Raw genomic sequence first — 17736 nt, 5'->3', positions numbered from 1 at the left:
TCCCGGTCTCGCGCCCCTCGCGGGCCAGGGGCGCTCACGCCGCCCGGGTGCCGCCCGCACGCTGCGCCTCGTCGCGGTGGATCGGGGCGCCCGAGCCGGTGAGCGGTCGCCCGGTGCCGCCGCGCCGGGTGGCGACGATCTCCGCCGCGATCGACAGCGCGGTCTCCTCGGGCGTCCGGGCGCCGAGGTCGAGGCCGATGGGCGACCTGAGCCGGGCCAGCTCCTGCTCGCCGACACCGGCCTCGCGCAGCCGCCGCTCGCGGTCGGCGTGGGTGCGGTGCGAGCCCATGGCGCCGACGAAGGCGAGGGGCATCCGCAGGGCCGACGTCAGCAGGGGTATGTCGAACTTGACGTCATGGGTGAGCACGCACAGCACGGTGCGCGCGTCGGTCTCGGTGCGCCTCAGGTAGCGGTGAGGCCAGTCGACGACGATGTCGTCGGCCTCCGGGAAACGCCCTCGGGTGGCGAAGACGGGGCGAGCGTCGCACACGGTCACGTGGTAGCCGAGGAACTTTCCCGCTCTCACGAGTGCCGAGGCGAAGTCGACCGCCCCGAACACGATCATGCGCGGCGGCGGCACGTTCGACTCGACGAGGAGGGTCAGGCCCCCCGGGCGCCGGGACCCGTCCTCCGACAGCTCCAGAGTGCCCGTGCGGCCGGCCTCCAGCAGGGCCCGGGACTCCACAGCCGCGGTGCGGTCCAGATCCGTCGTTCCGCCCAGGCTGCCTCGGTACGCCCCGTCGGGCCCGGTCAGCAGCGCGGCGCCGAGCAGATCGGCCGGTCCGCGGACGACCCGGGACAGGGCCGCCGGCTCACCCCGCACGGCGGCCGAGAGCGCCGCCCGCAGCACCGGCCGCACCGGCGCGTGCACGCCGACCGGAGTGACCATGACGTCGATGACGCCGCCGCAGGTCAGTCCGACGGCGAAGGCGTCCTCGTCGCTGTAGCCGAATCGTTCGCAGACGCTCTGCCCCTGGTCCAGCGCCTGACGGCACAGGTCGTAGACCGCTGCTTCGACGCAGCCGCCCGAGACCGAGCCGATGGCGGTCCCTTCGGCGTCGACCGCGAGGGCCGCGCCGGGACCCCGCGGCGCGCTGCCGCCGACCGCCACGACGGAGGCGACGGCGAAGGCCCGGCCCTCCTCGGTCCACTGGAGCAGTTCGTCGGCGATGTCAAGCATGCGCTCCCCCTGAACCGGCGGCCAGCACGCGGTCGGGGCGGATGGGCAGGTGGCGGTGGCGGACGCCGGTGGCGTGCCAGACCGCGTTGGCGATCGCCGCCGCGGCGCCCACGATGCCGATCTCACCGATCCCCTTGATTCCCGACGGGTCCTCGGGGTCCGGGTCCTCCACCCAGTCGGCCTCGACGAACGGCACGTCGGCGTGCGTGGCCACGTGGTACCCGGCGAGGTCGGCGCCGTAGAGGCCGCCGGAGGCGCGGTCCCGGATCGCCTCCTCGTGCAGGGCCATGGAGATGCCCCAGACCATGCCGCCGACGAACTGGCCGCGCGCCGTGAGCGGGTTGATGATGCGGCCGGCCGCGAAGACGCCGAGCATGCGGCGCACCCGCACCTCGCCCGTGGCGACGTCGACCGCGACCTCGGCGAACTGCGCGCCGAAGGAGTGCCGTTCCTTCTGCGCGAGGGCGCCGACCGCCTCGGTGGTGTCGGACCGTACCGTGACGCCCTCCGGCGGGATGTCCGCGCCGAGGGCCAGCCGCTCCCGCAGCTCCGCGGCGGCGGCGGTGACCGCCCAGCTCCAGGAGCGGGTGCCCATGGAGCCGCCGGCGACCATCGCCGGCCCGAAGTCGCTGTCCCCGATCCGCACCCGGACCCTGTCTGGGGGGACCTGGAGCGCGTCGGCGGCGACCAGGGTGAGCGCGGTGCGCGCCCCGGTGCCGATGTCGGCGGCGGCGATGCGGACGGTGAACGTGCCGTCCGCCTCGGCCGTCGCGATGGCCGAGGACGGTTGGGCGCCCGCTGAGAAGGAGGCGGCGGCCGTGCCGGTTCCCAGCAGCCAGCGACCGTCGCGGCGCAGCCCCGGGCGCGGGTCCCGGTCCTGCCAGCCGAACCGGCGGGCGCCCTCGCGGAAGCAGGCGACCAGGTTGCGGCTGCTGAACGGGAGCCCCGAGACGGGCCCGCGCTCGGGTTCGTTGCGCAGCCGCAGTTCGATCGGGTCGAGGCCGCACTTTTCCGCCAGTTCGTCGAGCGCGGACTCCAGCGCGAACGCTCCGGGCGCCTCGCCGGGGGCGCGCATGAACGTCGGCGTCGGCACGTCCAGCGGGACGACGCGGTTGGACGTGTGGTGGGCGTCGGCGTCGTACATCACCCGGGCGGGGCCCGCGCCGGGCTCGACGAACTCGTGCACGGTCGAGGTGAGGCTGAGGCAGCGGTGCTCCAGTGCGCGCAGGCGTCCGCCGGCGTCCGCACCCAGTCGGAGCCGGTGGGCGGTGGGGCTGCGGTAGCCGGTCAGGTAGAACATCTGGCGGCGCGTCATGACGACGCGGACGGGACGCTGGAGGACGGTGGCGGCCATCACCGCCGCCACCTGGTGCGCGCGCACGCCTTTGCTGCCGAAGCCGCCGCCGACGTGTTCGGAGCGCACGCGGACGGACGCCGGGTCGAGCGAGAACAGGTTGGCGATCTCGCCGAGGATCCAGGTCGCGCCCTGGTTGGAGTCGACCAGCTCCAGCCGTCCGCCGTCCCATCGGGCGGTCGCGGCATGCGGCTCCATCATGCCGTGGTGCTCTTCGGGGGTGGTGTACTCCTCGTCGACGACGACGTCGGACGCGGCGAGTTCGGCCTCCAGATCGCCTTTCTCCACCACCGCGGGGATGAAGGTGTCGACCGCTCGGGCTTCTGGGCGGGCGGCGGAGAACTCGACGTCGTGCTCCTGCTGTGCGTAGTGCACGACGAGGGATTCGGCGGCCTCCCGGGCCTGTTCGGAGGTCTCGGCGACGACCAGGGCGACCGGCCAGCCCAGGTGCGGCACCCGGTCGTGCTGGAAGACGGCGCAGGTGGGGTCCGGGGCGCCGAGCATTCCCACGTAGTCGGTGTCCACGCGCGGGGCGTTGCCGTGGTGCAGAACGGCGAGCACACCCGGCATGGCGAGGGCCGAGTCGGCGTCGAGGGACTGGATCCGGCCGCGCGCGACGGTGGACAGCGCCAGCCAGCCGTGGGCCAGCTCGGCGAAGGGGATCTCTCCCGAGTACCGGGCGGCGCCGGTGACCTTCTCGCGGCCTTCGACGCGGACGTGCGCGGTTCCGGCGGCGCCCTGGGCGGTGGCGCGGGTGTCGGTGGCGGCGGTGGTCATCGGGCGGCCTCCTCGGCGAGTTCGGTGAGCACGGCCGTGATGAGGTTGCGCATCAGGGTCACCTTGTACCCGTTGCGCGGCAGCGGTTCGGCCGCCGCCAGCTCGGCGTCCGCCGCGGCGGCGAAGGCGTCGGCGCCGGCCCGCGCCCCGGTCAGCGCGCGCTCGGCCGTCCGGGCCCGCCATGGGCGGGAGGCGACCGCCCCGAGGGCCAGGCGGGCCTCGCGCACGACGCCGTCGTGGACGTCGAGCGCGGCGGCGACGGAGCCGATGGCGAACGCGTAGGAGGCGCGCTCCCTCACCTTGCGGTAGCGGGAGCGGGCGGCCGCCGGAGCGGGCGGCAGGGTCACGCCCGTGATCAGCGCGCCCGGCGGCAGCACCGTCTCCCGATGCGGTGCGTCGCCCACGGGGCGGTAGAAGTCCTCCAACGGCACGTCGCCGGGTCCGTCGGCTGTCTCGTAGGAGACCACGGCGTCGAAGGCGACGAGGGCCACGGCCATGTCGGAGGGGTGGACCGCCACGCAGTGGGCGGAGGCGCCGAGAATGGCGTGGTTGTGGTGCTCGCCTTCGATCGCGGGGCAGCCGCTGCCGGGGTCGCGCTTGTTGCAGGGCTTGGTCACGTCCGTGAAGTAGCCGCAGCGGGTGCGCTGGAGCAGATTGCCGCCGACGGTGGCCATGTTGCGCAGTTGCCCGGAGGCGCCGGCCAGCACGGCCTGCGTCAGCGCCGGGTAGCGGCCGCGGACGTGCGGGTGGGCGGCGAGGTCGCTGTTGGTGACCGTGGCGCCGATGCGCAGGCCGCCGTCCTCGCTCGGATCGATGCCGCCGAGGGGGAGGTCCCGTACGTCGACGAGCCGCGCGGGGCGCTCGACTCCGGTCTTCATCAGGTCGACGAGGTTGGTGCCGCCGCCGAGGAAGCGCGCCTCGGGATCGGCGCCGAGCAGTGCCACGGCGCCGGCCACGTCGTGGGCCCGCTCGTATCCGAACTCCCTCATGCCGCCGCCCCCTCGCCCGCCGCTCGCTCGCCCGCCGCGGCCTGCTCCGTCGCGGCCTGTTCCACCGCGCGCACGATGGACACGTACGCGCCGCAGCGGCACAGGTTCCCGCTCATCCGCTCCCGGATCTCGTCCGGGGTCAGCTCGGGCGGTCCCGCCGCGGGGCTCACATCCTGCGTCACGGCGCTGGGCCAGCCCGCGGCGTGCTCCTCGATCACCGCGATGGCCGAGCAGATCTGCCCCGGAGTGCAGTAACCGCACTGGTAGCCGTCGAGGTCGAGGAACGCCTGTTGCACCGGGTGCAGCCGATCTCCTTCGGCCACGCCCTCGATGGTGGTGATCTCGCACCCCTCGGCCGCTACGGCGAGCTGGAGGCAGGCCACGGCCCGGCGTCCGTCGAGCAGGACGGTGCACGCGCCGCACTGCCCCTGGTCGCAGCCCTTCTTGGTGCCGGTCAGGTCGAGGTGTTCGCGCAGGGCGTCGAGCAGGGTGGTGCGGTGGTCGACGGACAGCGCGTGTTTCTCGCCGTTGACGTTCAGGGTGAGGGCGCTGTGCGTCGGCGAGGGCGCCAAGGAGGCGGGGTCCATGATCAGCTTCTTTCGCTATCCGAAAACGCGTCAGAGACGGCCTGACAGGCAGAGGGATCGGGAGGTGAGCGGATGTCAGGAAGCAAGGCAGCAGGGCGAGAAGGGACGGGAAGCGTCGGGAGGGGACCGCTGGGCAGAACAAGACGTGCGAGGAGAGCGGGTCGAGGGTCAGGTCCGCACATGGCGCAGACGCGGTGCTCACCACTATGCTGCGGTGAAGCGGACAATTGTCCGCTATCAAGGAATCTACCGGACAATTGTCCGCTTAGCAAGGCCGGGTGCGGCCCCGTACCCGAAAGGAGGACGAGTGCGGCAGAAGAGGGACGCGCCGCTGCGCTCGGACGCGCAACGCAACCGCGCGACCATTCTGGAAGTGGCGCTCGCCGAACTCACCCGGTGCGCGGACGTGCCGTTGAGCATGATCGCCCGGAAGGCGGGGGTCGGACAGGGCACCTTCTACCGCAACTTCCCCAACCGCGAGGCGCTCGTCCTGGAGATCTACCGCCACGAGATGCAGCACGTCGCCGACAGCGCGGCCCCGCTGCTCGAGACCCGGGAGCCGGAGGCGGCGCTGCGCGAGTGGATGAACCGGCTCGCCCGGTTCGCCATGACCAAGGCCGGCCTCGCGGAGGCGATCCGCCAGGCCACCAGCGAGCCCGGCGGCCCCGAGAAGCCGGGCAACAGTCCGCTGCGGGCCGCGGCCGACCGGCTGCTCCGCGCCAGCGAGCAGGCCGGGACCATCCGCCCCGGCGTGACGCCCGACGACTTCCTCCTGGCCATCGCCGGTCTCTGGCAACTCGACCCGCACGGCGACTGGCAGCCGCGCGCCGCCCGCCTGCTGGATCTCGTCATGGACGGCCTCCGCGCGGGCGCACCCGCGCCCCGACCGCGGCAGCGAGGCTAGTCGCGTACTTCGCGGGTCGTTGACTCAAGGATCTCCTGGGCCAACCCGGCGACACCGTCCCCTGGTAGGCGGCGGGCGGAAGCGCTGTAGACCGTGCGCCCCTGCGGACCCGCTGGAGCGCGTTCCCTCACAGCCGGGCTCCGCTCCCCCATTGGGGCTGAGAGCGGGAGAGGGAAGGGGTCCCACCGGCGGCCGTTCCCCCCTCCCCCATGGACGCATCAGCCCGTCACCAGCGGTCCCGGTGGATCACCTCCGACACCGGGCGGCGCCGTACCGGTCCGAAGTTGCCGCGTGGCCAGCCCACGGGGATCGCCGCGAAGGTGTTCATGTCCTCCGGGATGCCCAGGGCCGCCTTCCATTCGTCCTCCAGCATCAGGTGCCAGATGGTGATGTTGGCCGCCAGCCCCAGTCCCCGCGCGGCGAGCAGCAGGTTCTGCACGCCCGGATAGACGCAGGAGCCCTCCGCGAGGGCCGCGAAGCGCGTCTGGACGGCCGCCATGCGGAGCGTCGCCTCGGGGCCGAGGGCCTCCGCCGAGGCGTGCAGCCCCTCCTCGTCGAGCCTCGGCTCGGGGAACCGGTAGCAGGGGATGATCAGCGCCGGGGTCTCGGCGAAGTGGTCGCGCTGGTATGCGATGGCGGCGACCATGCGGGCGTAGGCCGCTTCGTCCATGCCCTCGGGGGCGTGCTTGCCCGTGGTCGCGAGGTAGGCGTCGACGCAGCGCTTCCACAGCGGCGCCAGACGGGCCATGACCGCGGGGTCGGTCACCACCACGTACTCGTACTTCTGCATGTTGCCGCCGCTGGGGCCCCAGACGGCCGCCTGGATGAGCTGCTCCAGGACCTCGTCGGGAACGGGGTCGGGCTTGATGCGGCGCATCGCCCTCATGGTGGACATGGTGGAGAACAGCCCGGGGGCCTCTTCGCCGGCGCTGGGCGCGGCCGCGGTGCCGGTTTCGGTACCGGAATCGGTCTTCATGATCGCGAGTGTAGGGACACGGGAGGCGGGTGCGTAGACGGGGGACGGGAACGGCCTCACTGGCCGCCCAGGCCCGCCGTGGCAACGGACTTGACGATGTGTCGCTGGAAGAACAGGAACACCGCGACCAGCGGAAGCGCCGCGAGGACGGCGGACGCCATGGTCTGGGCGTACTGGACGCCGTACGCGTCCTTCACCGAGGTGATGCCCACCGGAAGCGTCATGAGGGACGGGTCCGAGGTGGAGACGAACGGCCACAGGAAGTTGTTCCAGGCGCCGATGAACACGAAGATCGCCACGGCGGCCAGCATGGGCCGGGACAGCGGCAGCAGCACGGACCAGAAGATCCGCCAGTGCCCGGCGCCGTCGATCCGGGCGGCCTCCTCCAGCTCGCGCGGCAGCGAGTCGAAGTGCTTCTTCAGGATGAACACCATCACCGGCGCCACCGTCTGCGGCAGGATCACCGCCGCGTAGGTGTCCACCAGGTGGAGGGTGAGCATCTGCTGGAACCACGGCACGATGAGGATCTGCGGCGGCACCAGCACCGCGGCCACGGTGAGGGCGAACATCGCGCGGCGTCCGGCGAACAGGGTGCGGGAGAAGGCGTAGCCCGCCATGGCCGAGACGAGCACGGTGATCACCGTGACGGCCGCGGCGATGAGGAGGCTGTTGAGCATCCACAGCGGCAGGTCGCCGCGCTCCCAGACGGTGCGGAAGCCGTGCAGGGTGAAGCCGTGCCGGGGCAGGAACCACCGGGCCGGGTCGCTGGCGTCCGTCTCGGACTTGGCGGCGGTGAGCACGGCCCACAGCAGCGGCAGCAGCCACGCCGCGGCCGCGACGGCGAGGACGGCCAGGGCGAGCCCGCGGGCGGCGCGGCTCTCGCCGAGCGTGAGGTTCGTGCGCCGCCGGGGCGGGACGCGGCGGGCCGTCTCCGGGCGGGCCGGGCGGTGTGGGCGTGGTGCGCGGGAGCTCCGGGAGGCGTCGACGGGCAGTTCGGTGGAGGTCATGTCACTTCTCCCGGCGGCGGAGGGCGGCGTACTGGGCCGCGGAGGCGAGCAGGACGAGCGCGAAGAAGACGTAGCTGATCGCGGAGGCGTAGCCGAGCCGGTAACCGGTGAAGCCGACGTCGTAGACGTACTCGACGATCGGCCGGGTGGCGCCGTCGGGGCCGCCCTTGGTCAGCAGGTACACCTGGTCGAAGACCTTCAGGGAGGCGAGGATCTGGAGCACGGTGATGACCGCGGTGATGCGCCTGAGCTGGGGAAGGGTGATCGACCGCAGGCGGCGCCAGGCGCCCGCGCCGTCGAGGGCGGCCGCCTCGTACAGGTGGTCCGGCACGGACTGGAGGGCGGCGAGGTAGAGCAGGAAGTTGAAGCCGACGGTCCACCACAGGGTGGTCAGGGCGACGGCCCACATGGCGACCGACTCGTCGCTGAGCCAGGTCAGCGGGCCCACGCCGATCACGCCCAGCAGGTGGTCGACGAGGCCGAGGTCGGGCTGGTAGAGCCAGATCCACAGCAGGCTGACGACGCCGACCGGCAGCAGGTAGGGGGCGAAGAAGGCCAGCCGCCACACCCACTGACCGGGCAGCCCGGTGTGCACGAGCAGTGCCATGCCCAGCGCCACGGCGACCAGCGGGACGGTGGAGATCAGCGTGAACCACGCCGTGTGCCACAGCGCCCGCCACATCTCGGCGTCCCCGAACGCCTCGGTGAAGTTGTCCAGGCCGACGAAGCCCGGGGTGTGGGCCGACAGCGAGGTGTCGGTCAGGCTCATCCACAGCCCCTGGGCCAGCGGCCAGAGCATGAAGAGGGCGAACAGCACGAGGAAGGGAAGCGCGAACAGCAGGCCCGGGGAGAGCAGCCGGCGCACGAACGGGACCCCGGGGCGGGGCGAGGCGTGGGGCGAGGACATCTTTGGCGCCTCCTGCGCGGTGGACCGCGGCCGGGTCAGGCCGGGCTGGGCTGGGAGAGGAAGGTGTTCAGGCGCCGCACCATGGCGCGCGCCGCGCGGTCGGGGGCGAGCCCGTCGAGCAGGGCCTGCTGGAGGACCTGGGATATGGAGTTCTGGAAGTCCGACCCGGCGCCGGCGAACCAGAACGGCGGGTCGAGGACGACGTGGTCCTGTGCGCTCGCGTAGTGCGCCTGCGGCTGGAGGCTCCGGTAGGCGGCGGTGCGGGTGACGGGACCGTAGGCGGGGATGTGTCCCGCGGTGGCCCAGATCTGACCCGCCTTCAGCAGGGCGGCGACGGCGCGGTGGGTGCGGCGGCGGCGCTCGGGGTCCGGGTGGGGATGGTGCGGCAGGACGAAGGAGTGCGAGTCGGCGTACACCGCGGGAGTGCCGAAGACGGTGGGGAACGGCGCGGCGCCCACCTTGGGGTCCGCGGCGCGGAAGGTCCCCAGCTCCCATTCGCCGGAGAGGATCATCGCGGTCTGCCGGTTGGCGAAGGCGGCGATGGCCGCCGGGTAGTCGAGTCGCCTGGGGTTGACGCGGCCGTCCACGAGCCGGGCCATGAAGGCGATGACCTCCGCCATCCGGTCCACGTCGGCCTCGGCGGGGCCGCCCTCGGGGAGGCGGAGGACGCCGCCGGTCTGCCGGTACAGCCCGTAGAACAGCCGCCAGCCTTGGGCGGTGTCGGTGACGTAGCCGAAGGCGATGCCCTGGCGGCCGGACGCCTTCGCCAGTTCCCGGCCCGCGGCCAGGAAGCGGTCGGGAGAGGAGAAGGCGTCGGCGTCCAGGGCGCCGTCGCTCTTGAGCAGTCCCGCCTTGGCGGCCGGCTCGGGGTGGTAGAAGACGATGAAGGGGTGGGTGTCCAGGGGGATGGCGTAGGTCCGGCCCCGGAACTGGGTGCGGGACCAGACCGCGTCGGTGAACGCGTCCGGGCGGACGCCGTATTCGGCCAGGACGTCCAGGTCCCAGGGGTCGAGCAGGCCGGTGGGCGCGTAGCCGGCCAGTCGTGACATGTGCGAGACGGCCGTGTCGGGGCCCCGGCCGCCGGCTGATGCCATGGCCAGCTTGGTGTAGTACGGGGTGCCCCATTCGAGGACGGTGCGGTCGATGCGGGTGCCCGGCATGGCCGGTTGCGCGGCGCGCACCATGTCGTTGAGGAGACCGCCGTCGGCCCCGCTGAACAGGTCCCACAGCCGGACGGTCGAGGCGCTGGACGCCCGCGCCGCTCCGCAGCCGCTCACGGCGGTGGCGGCTGCCGCGGCGGCCAGGGCGCCGGTCAGCGCCCGGCGCCGGGTGAGCCCGGACGCGCGTGCCGATCCTGGGGTGCCGGTCATACGACTCCTTCCCGGTACGGGCGGTACGGACGGACGTGCTCGTGCCGTCCGGTTCCGGTCCGCCCGCCCTACATCGTTGTAAGGTGCAGCAGGAAGCGCTCTCGGCCGTGCGGCCGTGTCTGACAGTGCGTGGGGCCGTGCGCGGAGCGCCGCGTCACGGACGTTCGAAGGCGGCCGGCCGGGTCTGCGCCGCGCGGACGCGGGCGACGTCGACCTTGTCGGAGCGGTCGAAGCGGTAGACGCCGTTGCGCTCCTGGAAGACGTCGGTGAGCTGGGTGTAGCAGTAGCCGAACATCTCCGGATCGTCGAGCAGGACGCCGGTGAGCGCCGTGAACCGCTCGATGAAGTCCTCTTCGCCGCGGGGCCTGGCGCCGTAGCCCCACGAGGTCCCGCTCTGGTCGCCGTCCGCCTCCGCGGCCGTCTCGGGGTCCCACCAGATGCCGCCGAACTCGCTGCAGAAATAGGGCTGTCCGCGATAGGGGGCCGACCAGGGGCGTCCGTCGGGGGCCGCGTTGACGTAGGGGCGGTCCTCGGCGAGTCCGGCCATCGTCTCGGCGAACGCGGCCGGGTCCTGCTCGTAGCAGTGGGAGTCGTAGACGTCGGTCTCCGGAACCCGGTGCGCGTAGCCGGAGGCGTCGATGACCGGGCGGCTCGGGTCGGCCAGCTTGGCGGCCAGGAACATCGCCCTTGTGACGTCGTCGAGTGAGGTGATCCGGTCGTGCAGGCGCTGATAGGTCTCGTTCAGCGGGCACCAGCCGACGATCGAGGGGTGCGAGCGGTCGCGCTCCAGCGCCTCCAGCCACTGGGCGACGTACGCGGCGTCCGGCCGCTGGTTGTCGTCGCGCACGCCGACCTCGCAGCCCCAGTCGCCGAACTCGCCCCACACCAGGTAGCCGAGGCGGTCGGCGTGGTAGAGGAAGCGCTCCTCGAACACCTTCTGATGCAGGCGGGCGCCGTTGAAGCCGGCGCGCAGAGCGAGTTCGATGTCGTGGACCAGCGCCTCGTCGGTGGGAGCGGTCATCAGGCCGTCCGGGTAGTAGCCCTGGTCGAGCACCAGGCGCTGGAACACCGGCTCCCCGTTGAGCAGCAGCTTTCGGCCGTGGATCGCCACCGACCGCAGCCCGGCGTAGGAGGCGGCCGTGTCGACCACCCGCCCGTCGGCGTCCAGCACGTCCAGGCGCAGCCCGTACAGGTGCGGGTCGTCCGGCGTCCACGGTCGCACCCGGTCCGCGGGGACGGTGAGCGCCAGGCGCGGGCAGAGGTCGAGGTCGGCCCGCGCTTCTGCGGCCACGGCCTCGCCCCGGTCGTCGCTGAGCACCGCGCGCACCCGGTGGCCGGGGAGGTTGGCGGTCAGCGGGAGGTCCAGGAAGAACGTGCCGGAGGACAGCTCGGGCGTGACGCCGGGCCGCTTGAGGGCGACCGCGCGGGGCACGGGCTCCATCCAGACCGTCTGCCAGATGCCGGTCGTCCGGGTGTAGTGGCAGTGGGAGTTGGCGTACCAGGTGGCCTGCTTGCCCCGGGCCTGCGGGCCGTGCCGGCTGTCCCGGGCCCGGACGACCAGGGTGACCTCGGCGCCGGGTGCGGCGATGCCGTCCAGGTCGGCGGTGAAGGGGGTGAATCCGCCGCGGTGGCGGGCCACCTCGACGCCGTCCGCCCAGACGGTGGTGTCGTGGTCGACCGCTCCGAAGTGCAGCAGCACCCGGGCGCCGGTCCAGTCGGCGGGCACCGTCACGGTGCGCCGGTACCAGACCGCCTCCAGGAAGTCCGTCTCCCCGATCCCGGAGAGCGCCGACTCGGGGCAGAACGGCACCGTGATCGTGTCGGCGAGCGCGCGGTCGAGCAGGCCCCGTTCGAGGCCGGTGTCGGAGCGGTCGGTCTCGAACTGCCACGGGCCGTTGAGGTTGAGCCACGCCTCCCGGACGAACTGGGGCCTGGGGTACTCGGGGCGGGGCGGCAAAGACGGCTGCGGGACGGTCATCGCGCTCCTTGCTCTGCGTGCGGGCCATCGGTGCGGCGCTATGGCATCACGCTGATTACATCGATGTAAATACGCAGGAGCGCAGCCAGAGCCCCCCGAAACCGTTTCGTGATGCTCGGTAGGATCGCTGAGGACCGCGGGGGAAGAGAAGGAAGTGCAGCGTGGCGGCGAGGCCGAGGATCAAGGACGTGGCGGCGTACGCCGGCGTCTCCCCCAAGACCGTCTCCAATGTGATCAACGACTTCGAGCACGTGTCGGAGCACACCAGGACCGCGGTCCGCGACGCCATCGAGGCCCTGGGCTACCGGGTGAACATCGCGGGCCGCCAGCTCCGCCAGGGCCGTACCGGCATGATCACCCTGGCCGTCCCGGAGCTGGACGTCGCCTACTTCTCGGAGCTGGCCAAGCACGTGATGGCGGCGGCGGACCGGCGGGGGCGCACGGTGCTGCTGCACCAGACCGGCGGCGTGCGCGAGCGGGAGCTGTCCGCGCTGCACGGTTTCGACGCCCAGTTCACCGACGGCGTCATCCTCAGCCCGCTGTCCCTGACGCCGCGCGACCTGACGTCCGGGCTCGCCCGGCTGCCCGTCGTCCTCCTCGGCGAACGCCAGACGCCGGGCGCCGCGGACCATGTGGGCATCGACAACGTGGCGGCGGCGCGCGAGGCGACCGAGCACCTGCTCGCCCGGGGGCGGCGGAGGATCGCGGTGGTCGGCGGCGCCGTGCGCGGCCGTCGCGGCACCGACGGGCTGCGCACGGAGGGCTACCGGTCGGCGTTGCGGGCGGCTCACGTCGCCTTCGCCGCAGACCTGGTCGTGCCCGTGGAGGCGTACCACTGGCAGGACGGGGCGCGGGCGGCGGCCGCGCTGCTGGAGCGGCGCCCCCGACCGGACGCCCTGCTGTGCCTGAACGACCACCTGGCCCTCGGCGCGCTGCGGGCGCTGCACGAGGCCGGGCTGCGCGCCCCGGACGACATCGACGTGGTCGGCTTCGACGACATCGAGGCGTCGCGCTTCAGCGTCCCGAGCCTGACCACGATCGCCCCCGACAAGGAGGCCATCGCCGCCGCGGCGGTGTCCCTGCTGGCCGACCGCATCGACCGGCCGCGCACCGGGACCGCCCGGGACGTCACGGACGCCGGAACCGCCCGGGACGCCGAGGCCGCCCAGGACGCGGAGGACCGCGTGATCGGCCACCGGCTGGTCGTGCGGGAGAGCACCGGCGGCCGGTCCTGAGCCGGGCCCCCCGCCGTCTGCGGCGACGCAGCGGCGGGAGGCCGGGGGCGCCCGTCAGTTCACGTACACCTCGGCCCGGTCGACGCTGACGAAGGACGCCCCCGAGGACCCGTCGTGCTCCCCGGTCACGCGCACCTTGAGCGTGTGCCGTCCGTACGGCAGGCGCGGGCTCAGGTATTGCAGCGTCTCACCGGTGCGGATCGCCCCGTAGTAGTCCAGGCGCTGCTCGGCGCCGCCGTCGACGGAGAGGGCGGCGTAGCCGTTGCCGGTGTCGCGGACGGACAGCAGGGCGATGCGGGTGCCGGTGAACGTGAACTGGGCGGTGTTCCCCGCGCGGTCGCTCCAGTGGTCGTCGCCCCAGAAGCACTGCGCCGCGCAGCCGGCGCCGGAGTTCCAGGTGCCGGTGTAGGCGAGGGTTCCGTCGCCGTTGGAACGCCCGTCGTCGTTGATCCAGTAGGCGCCGGGGCCCGGGTCGCCGGCGGGGAGGTCCTGGGTGGCGCCCATCGCGAGCGGACGGCCGAGGGCGGGACTTCCGTCGGCGTTCCAGCCGATGCGCTGGGCGCGCGTGGTGCGGTCGCCGTAGGTGAACGCCGAGGTGGTCTTCGCGTGGTAGACGATCCAGTCCTCGGCGCCGTCGGGCGAGCGGAAGAAGGCGTGGTGCCCGGGTCCGTACACCCCGTGGTCGTCGGCGCGGGAGAAGACCGCCCCCTGGTGCTGCGTCCAGTTGGAGGTGACCAGCGGATCGGCGCCGGACGGCAGCGACGTCATCCAGAGCTGGTAGTCCGGCTTGCCGGTGTCGCAGGTCGAGTAGGTCATCCAGGTGCGGCCGTTGCGGTAGAGGAACTCCGGGCCCTCGCGCACCTCGGGGCAGCCTCCGGCCGCGTTGATCGCCACCGCGTCGCCGGAGACGGTGTACGGGTTCGACAGGGGCGCGATGTTCAGGCCGTTGTGCTGGTACTGGTTGACGCCGCTGTAGGCGAGGTAGAGGCGGCCGTTCTGCTGGAGGACGCCGGGGTCGATGGCGAAGTCGGAGGCGTGGTTGGGCGGCGCCAGCTTCGCCTTGTAGTGGTAGGGGCCCGCCGGGTCGTCGCGGTCGGACTCCAGGACGTGGATCCGGTGGTGGTCGTCGACGCCGTCGTCGGCCGTGTAGTAGAGGTACCAGCGGTCCCCGAAGCGGTAGAACTCGGGCGCCCACATGTCCCGGTCGCGCGAGCTGTCGCCGTCCTTCCAGACCGTGACGGGGTCGGAGGTGAGCAGCGTGCTCAAGGAGGGCGAGCGCCACATGCGGATGCTGTCGCCCTGTGTGGTCGTCAGGTAGTAGGACCCGTTCCAGTACGTCATGAACGGGTCGGGCCCGGTGTTGAGCGGGTTGCGGAACGTCCCCGCGGCGGCCGCCGGCCTCGGCGCCGCCGTCGCCGGGCCCGAGGCGGACATCCCGGCGAGGACCGCGGCCACGGCGGTCAGCGCACTCAGCAGGAGCAGCAGGCGGTGCGGTCTCCACGGTCGCGCGCGCATGGCGGACTCCTTCGGCAGGGCCCGCCCCTTGCACCGCGGGGACGAGCGGGGGTGGGGGGCGGCCGTCGCGGCCGGTCGCGCGGTGCGGGCGTCGACGCGTGCACACGTCGCGGCGCCACCGCTCCGTTTGCATCGATGTAAGTCCGACACCGTAGGGCGGGGCTGACACCGCGTCAAGGCTTCCGGCGCCAGGTCCCGCGCCGAGCGACGCGGCGTCCGGGCGCGGCGGGAAGGGCACCGGTCCGGGGCGTCCCGAGGCGGCGCGACCGGTCCGGCGCCGCCCGGCTGCGAGCCCTTGCCACCGCCGAGCCGGGCCGCGTATAACGATGGAAACCGGCGCTGCGCCTTCCCGGCCGGCCGGGCCCGGCCGCCGGGTGCGGAGCAAGGTCGTCGATCCGGGGGCCTCGCCCGGACACGGGAGGATCATCGTGCGGGTGAGCCTGAAGGACGTCGCGTTGCACGCGGGCGTCTCCATCAAGACCGTCTCCAACGTGGTCAACGACCACCCCCACGTGACGGCCGCGATGCGGACCCGGGTGCAGAAGTCCATCGACGAGCTGGGCTACCGCCCCAATCTCACTGCCCGTCACCTGCGCAAGGGCCGCACCGGGATCGTCGCCCTCGCCCTGCCCGAGCTGGGCAACCCCTACTTCGCGGAACTGGCCGCCGAGGTCATCGACGCGGCGGCGCGGCACGACTACACCGTCCTGCTGGACCACACCGGCGGCCGGCGGGACCAGGAGGTCCTGGTCAGCCAGGGCTTCCGCACCCGGGTCATCGACGGACTGATCCTCAGCCCCATCGAACTGGAGGCCGAGGACCTGCGGGAGCGGGCCGAGCCGGTTCCGCTGGTGCTGCTCGGCGAGCGCGACTACGACCTGCCCTACGACCACATCGCGATCGACAACGTCGCCGCCGCCCGCGAGGCCGTGCGCCACCTGATCTCGCTGGGGCGCCGGGAGGTCGCCTTCCTGGGAGCGCGCCGCGGCCGCAGTCAACCCGCCCATCTGCGGCTGCGCGGCTGGCGGGAGGCGCTGGACTCGGCCGGGCTCGTCGCCGACGACCGGCTGGTGGCGGCCACCGACGGCTGGGGCCACGCCGACGGCGCCGCCGCCATGACCCGTCTCCTGGACGCCGGTCACCGCCCGGACGCGGTGTTCGCCTACAACGACCTCATCGCCATCGGCGCCATGCGGGTGCTGGCCGAGCGGGGCCTGCGCATCCCCGAGGACGTCGCCGTGGTCGGCTTCGACGACGTGGTCGAGGGCCGGTTCGGCGCCGTCACCCTGACGTCGGTCTCCCCCGACAAGGCGTCCATCGCCAGGATGGCCGTGGAGTCGGTGCTGTCCCGGCTGGGCGGCGGGAGCGACGGCGCGCGGCGCATCCACGCCGGCTACTCCCTGGTGCGCCGGGAGAGCACCCTCGGCCGCCGCTGAGGCGGCCCGGGGCGCTGCCAGCCGTGCGCGTGCTCCCGGCCCCCGGAGCGCCCGCCCGCCCCGGCGCCCGCTGTCGTCCTCGTCCCTCGCGCTCCCCTCGCTCTCGGCGCCTCCCGCCGCCCCGGCCCCCGCTGCCGCTTTCCGCACCGGCACCGGCGCCGGCGCACGCCTCCCCCGCCCATCGCTCCCGCGTCCCCTGAAGGAGAACCATGGCTGTCTGCACGGCGGTCCGCGAGGACTTCCCCGCCGATGCCCTCCCCGGCGTCACCACCGCCGAGCGCTGGACGCTGCGCTCGCCCAGCGGCGTCCAGGCCTCCGTCCTCACCTTCGGCGCCGTGCTCCAGTCCCTGCGCGTGCCGGACGCCGCGGGCACGGCCGTCGAGGACGTCGTGCTGGGGCTGCCCGGCCCCCGGGACTACGCCGGTCACGGCGCCTACCTCGGCGCCGTCGTCGGGCGGTACGCCAACCGCGTCGCGGGCGGCCGGTTCGTCCTGGACGGCCAGGCGCACCAAGTGCCCGCCAACGACCGGGGCAACGCGCTGCACGGCGGTCCGGACGGCTTCGACCAGCGCCCGTGGCGGGCGCGCCCCCTCACCCGGTCCGACGGCGCCACCGGGGTGCGGCTGGCGCTCGACAGCCCGGACGGCGACCAGGGCTTTCCCGGCGAACTGGCCGTCGTCGTCGACTACCTGCTGTCCCCGGACGGCACCCTGACCGTCGACTACTCGGCCCGCGCGGAGCGTCCGACGGTGGTCAACCTCACCCACCACGCGTACTTCAACCTCACCGGCAAACCCGAACTGGGCGTGCTGGACCACCTCCTGACCGTGGACGCCGACGCCTACCTGCCGGTCGACGACACCTCCATACCGCTGCCCGGCGCCCCGGCGCCGGTGCACGGCACGCCGTTCGACTTCACCGGCCCGCACGCGCTGGGCGCCCGGAGCGACGCGCCCGACGAGCAACTGCGCGTCGCGGGCGGCTACGACCACTGCTGGGTCCTGCGGGACCACCCGTGGAACCGCAACGGCGGCGCCGGGACGGAGACGGCGCGTGCGCAGGCGCTCGTCCTGCACCGCGCGGCACGCCTGGAGGATCCGCGCAGCGGGCGGATCCTGGAGGTCCGCACCACCGAACCGGGTCTCCAGGTCTACTGCGGGCAGCAGTTGGACGGCGCTCTGCGGGACGCCGAGGGCAGGGCGCTCACCAGGCACGCGGGCGTGTGCCTGGAGACCCAGCACTTCCCTGACTCGCCCAACCGCCCGGACTACCCCAGCACGGTGGTCCGTCCGGGTCAACCGCTGCGCAGCCGCACGGAGTTCGCCTTTCCGCATGTGAAGGGCGCCTGAGTCCCGGGCGCCGCACGCAGGCGGGCGCGCCCGTGCGACCACGGGTTCTTGCGCCGACTCTTTACACGCATCTTCCAACGATGTAAAACCTGGTGCAGACCGGGCCCGGCCCCTTCAGTACAAAGCTCATCGGCACCTAGCGCGTCCTCGTCGCGGCCCTGCGCACCACGGG

14 protein-coding genes are annotated in these 17736 nt (G+C 73.4%); 4 read left to right on the top strand and 10 right to left on the bottom strand.

Annotated features, from left to right (window positions below; all coding sequences use genetic code 11):
- Positions 1–34 precede the first annotated feature (34 nt).
- The 4 genes from ABZ861_RS11610 to ABZ861_RS11595 are packed head-to-tail and all read right to left on the bottom strand — an operon-like array spanning position 35 to position 4887.
- Entirely contained in the window at positions 35–1180 is a 1146-nt protein-coding gene (locus ABZ861_RS11610; protein WP_361627532.1) for an XdhC/CoxI family protein, read from the bottom strand.
- Entirely contained in the window at positions 1173–3311 is a 2139-nt protein-coding gene (locus ABZ861_RS11605; protein WP_361627529.1) for a xanthine dehydrogenase family protein molybdopterin-binding subunit, read from the bottom strand. Before ABZ861_RS11605 ends, ABZ861_RS11610 begins: the two co-directional genes overlap by 8 nt.
- The gene (locus ABZ861_RS11600) at positions 3308–4300 is read right to left on the bottom strand and encodes a xanthine dehydrogenase family protein subunit M (RefSeq protein ID WP_361627526.1); all 993 of its coding nucleotides are present in this window, start codon (positions 4298–4300) and stop codon (positions 3308–3310) included. Before ABZ861_RS11600 ends, ABZ861_RS11605 begins: the two co-directional genes overlap by 4 nt.
- Positions 4297–4887, bottom strand: coding sequence for a 2Fe-2S iron-sulfur cluster-binding protein (locus tag ABZ861_RS11595; RefSeq protein WP_361627524.1), 591 nt, complete (start codon positions 4885–4887; stop codon positions 4297–4299). The genes ABZ861_RS11600 and ABZ861_RS11595 overlap by 4 nt, the downstream gene beginning before the upstream one ends.
- Positions 4888–5194: 307 nt before the next feature.
- On the opposite strand from ABZ861_RS11595, the gene ABZ861_RS11590 reads away from it, so the two are divergent.
- Entirely contained in the window at positions 5195–5791 is a 597-nt protein-coding gene (locus ABZ861_RS11590) for a TetR/AcrR family transcriptional regulator (protein WP_361627521.1), read from the top strand.
- A 226-nt stretch (positions 5792–6017) separates the two neighbouring features.
- Here the strand turns inward: ABZ861_RS11590 and ABZ861_RS11585 are convergent, their stop codons facing one another.
- From ABZ861_RS11585 to ABZ861_RS11565, 5 genes are all read right to left on the bottom strand, one after another.
- Entirely contained in the window at positions 6018–6686 is a 669-nt protein-coding gene (locus ABZ861_RS11585; RefSeq protein WP_361627893.1) for a nitroreductase family protein, read from the bottom strand.
- Between the two features lie 137 nt (positions 6687–6823).
- Positions 6824–7774: a carbohydrate ABC transporter permease gene (locus tag ABZ861_RS11580; RefSeq protein WP_361627518.1), complete on the bottom strand. Its 951-nt coding sequence runs from the start codon at positions 7772–7774 to the stop codon at positions 6824–6826.
- 1 nt (position 7775) lies between these two features.
- Entirely contained in the window at positions 7776–8681 is a 906-nt protein-coding gene (locus ABZ861_RS11575; RefSeq protein ID WP_361627515.1) for a sugar ABC transporter permease, read from the bottom strand.
- Between the two features lie 35 nt (positions 8682–8716).
- Positions 8717–10051, bottom strand: coding sequence for an extracellular solute-binding protein (locus ABZ861_RS11570; RefSeq protein ID WP_361627512.1), 1335 nt, complete (start codon positions 10049–10051; stop codon positions 8717–8719).
- A gap of 154 nt (positions 10052–10205) precedes the next feature.
- Positions 10206–12029, bottom strand: coding sequence for a sugar-binding domain-containing protein (locus ABZ861_RS11565; RefSeq protein ID WP_361627509.1), 1824 nt, complete (start codon positions 12027–12029; stop codon positions 10206–10208).
- Positions 12030–12190: 161 nt separating this feature from the next.
- On the opposite strand from ABZ861_RS11565, the gene ABZ861_RS11560 reads away from it, so the two are divergent.
- The gene (locus tag ABZ861_RS11560) at positions 12191–13264 is read left to right on the top strand and encodes a LacI family DNA-binding transcriptional regulator (protein WP_361627506.1); all 1074 of its coding nucleotides are present in this window, start codon (positions 12191–12193) and stop codon (positions 13262–13264) included.
- 54 nt (positions 13265–13318) lie between these two features.
- Here the strand turns inward: ABZ861_RS11560 and ABZ861_RS11555 are convergent, their stop codons facing one another.
- Positions 13319–14698 (bottom strand): glycoside hydrolase family 43 protein, encoded by a 1380-nt coding sequence (locus ABZ861_RS11555; protein ID WP_361627890.1) that lies wholly within the window; start codon positions 14696–14698, stop codon positions 13319–13321.
- 509 nt (positions 14699–15207) lie between these two features.
- On the opposite strand from ABZ861_RS11555, the gene ABZ861_RS11550 reads away from it, so the two are divergent.
- Both ABZ861_RS11550 and ABZ861_RS11545 read left to right on the top strand, forming a co-directional pair.
- Positions 15208–16215, top strand: a complete 1008-nt coding sequence (locus ABZ861_RS11550) for a LacI family DNA-binding transcriptional regulator (RefSeq protein WP_361627504.1) — start codon at positions 15208–15210, stop codon at positions 16213–16215.
- A 209-nt stretch (positions 16216–16424) separates the two neighbouring features.
- The gene (locus tag ABZ861_RS11545) at positions 16425–17564 is read left to right on the top strand and encodes an aldose epimerase family protein (RefSeq protein ID WP_361627501.1); all 1140 of its coding nucleotides are present in this window, start codon (positions 16425–16427) and stop codon (positions 17562–17564) included.
- Positions 17565–17736: the final 172 nt, after the last annotated feature.

This window comes from Streptomyces sp. NPDC046985 (genome assembly GCF_040644415.1).
Classification (GTDB): Bacteria; Actinomycetota; Actinomycetes; order Streptomycetales; family Streptomycetaceae; genus Streptomyces.
This window is presented reverse-complemented; position numbering and strand designations above follow the sequence as displayed.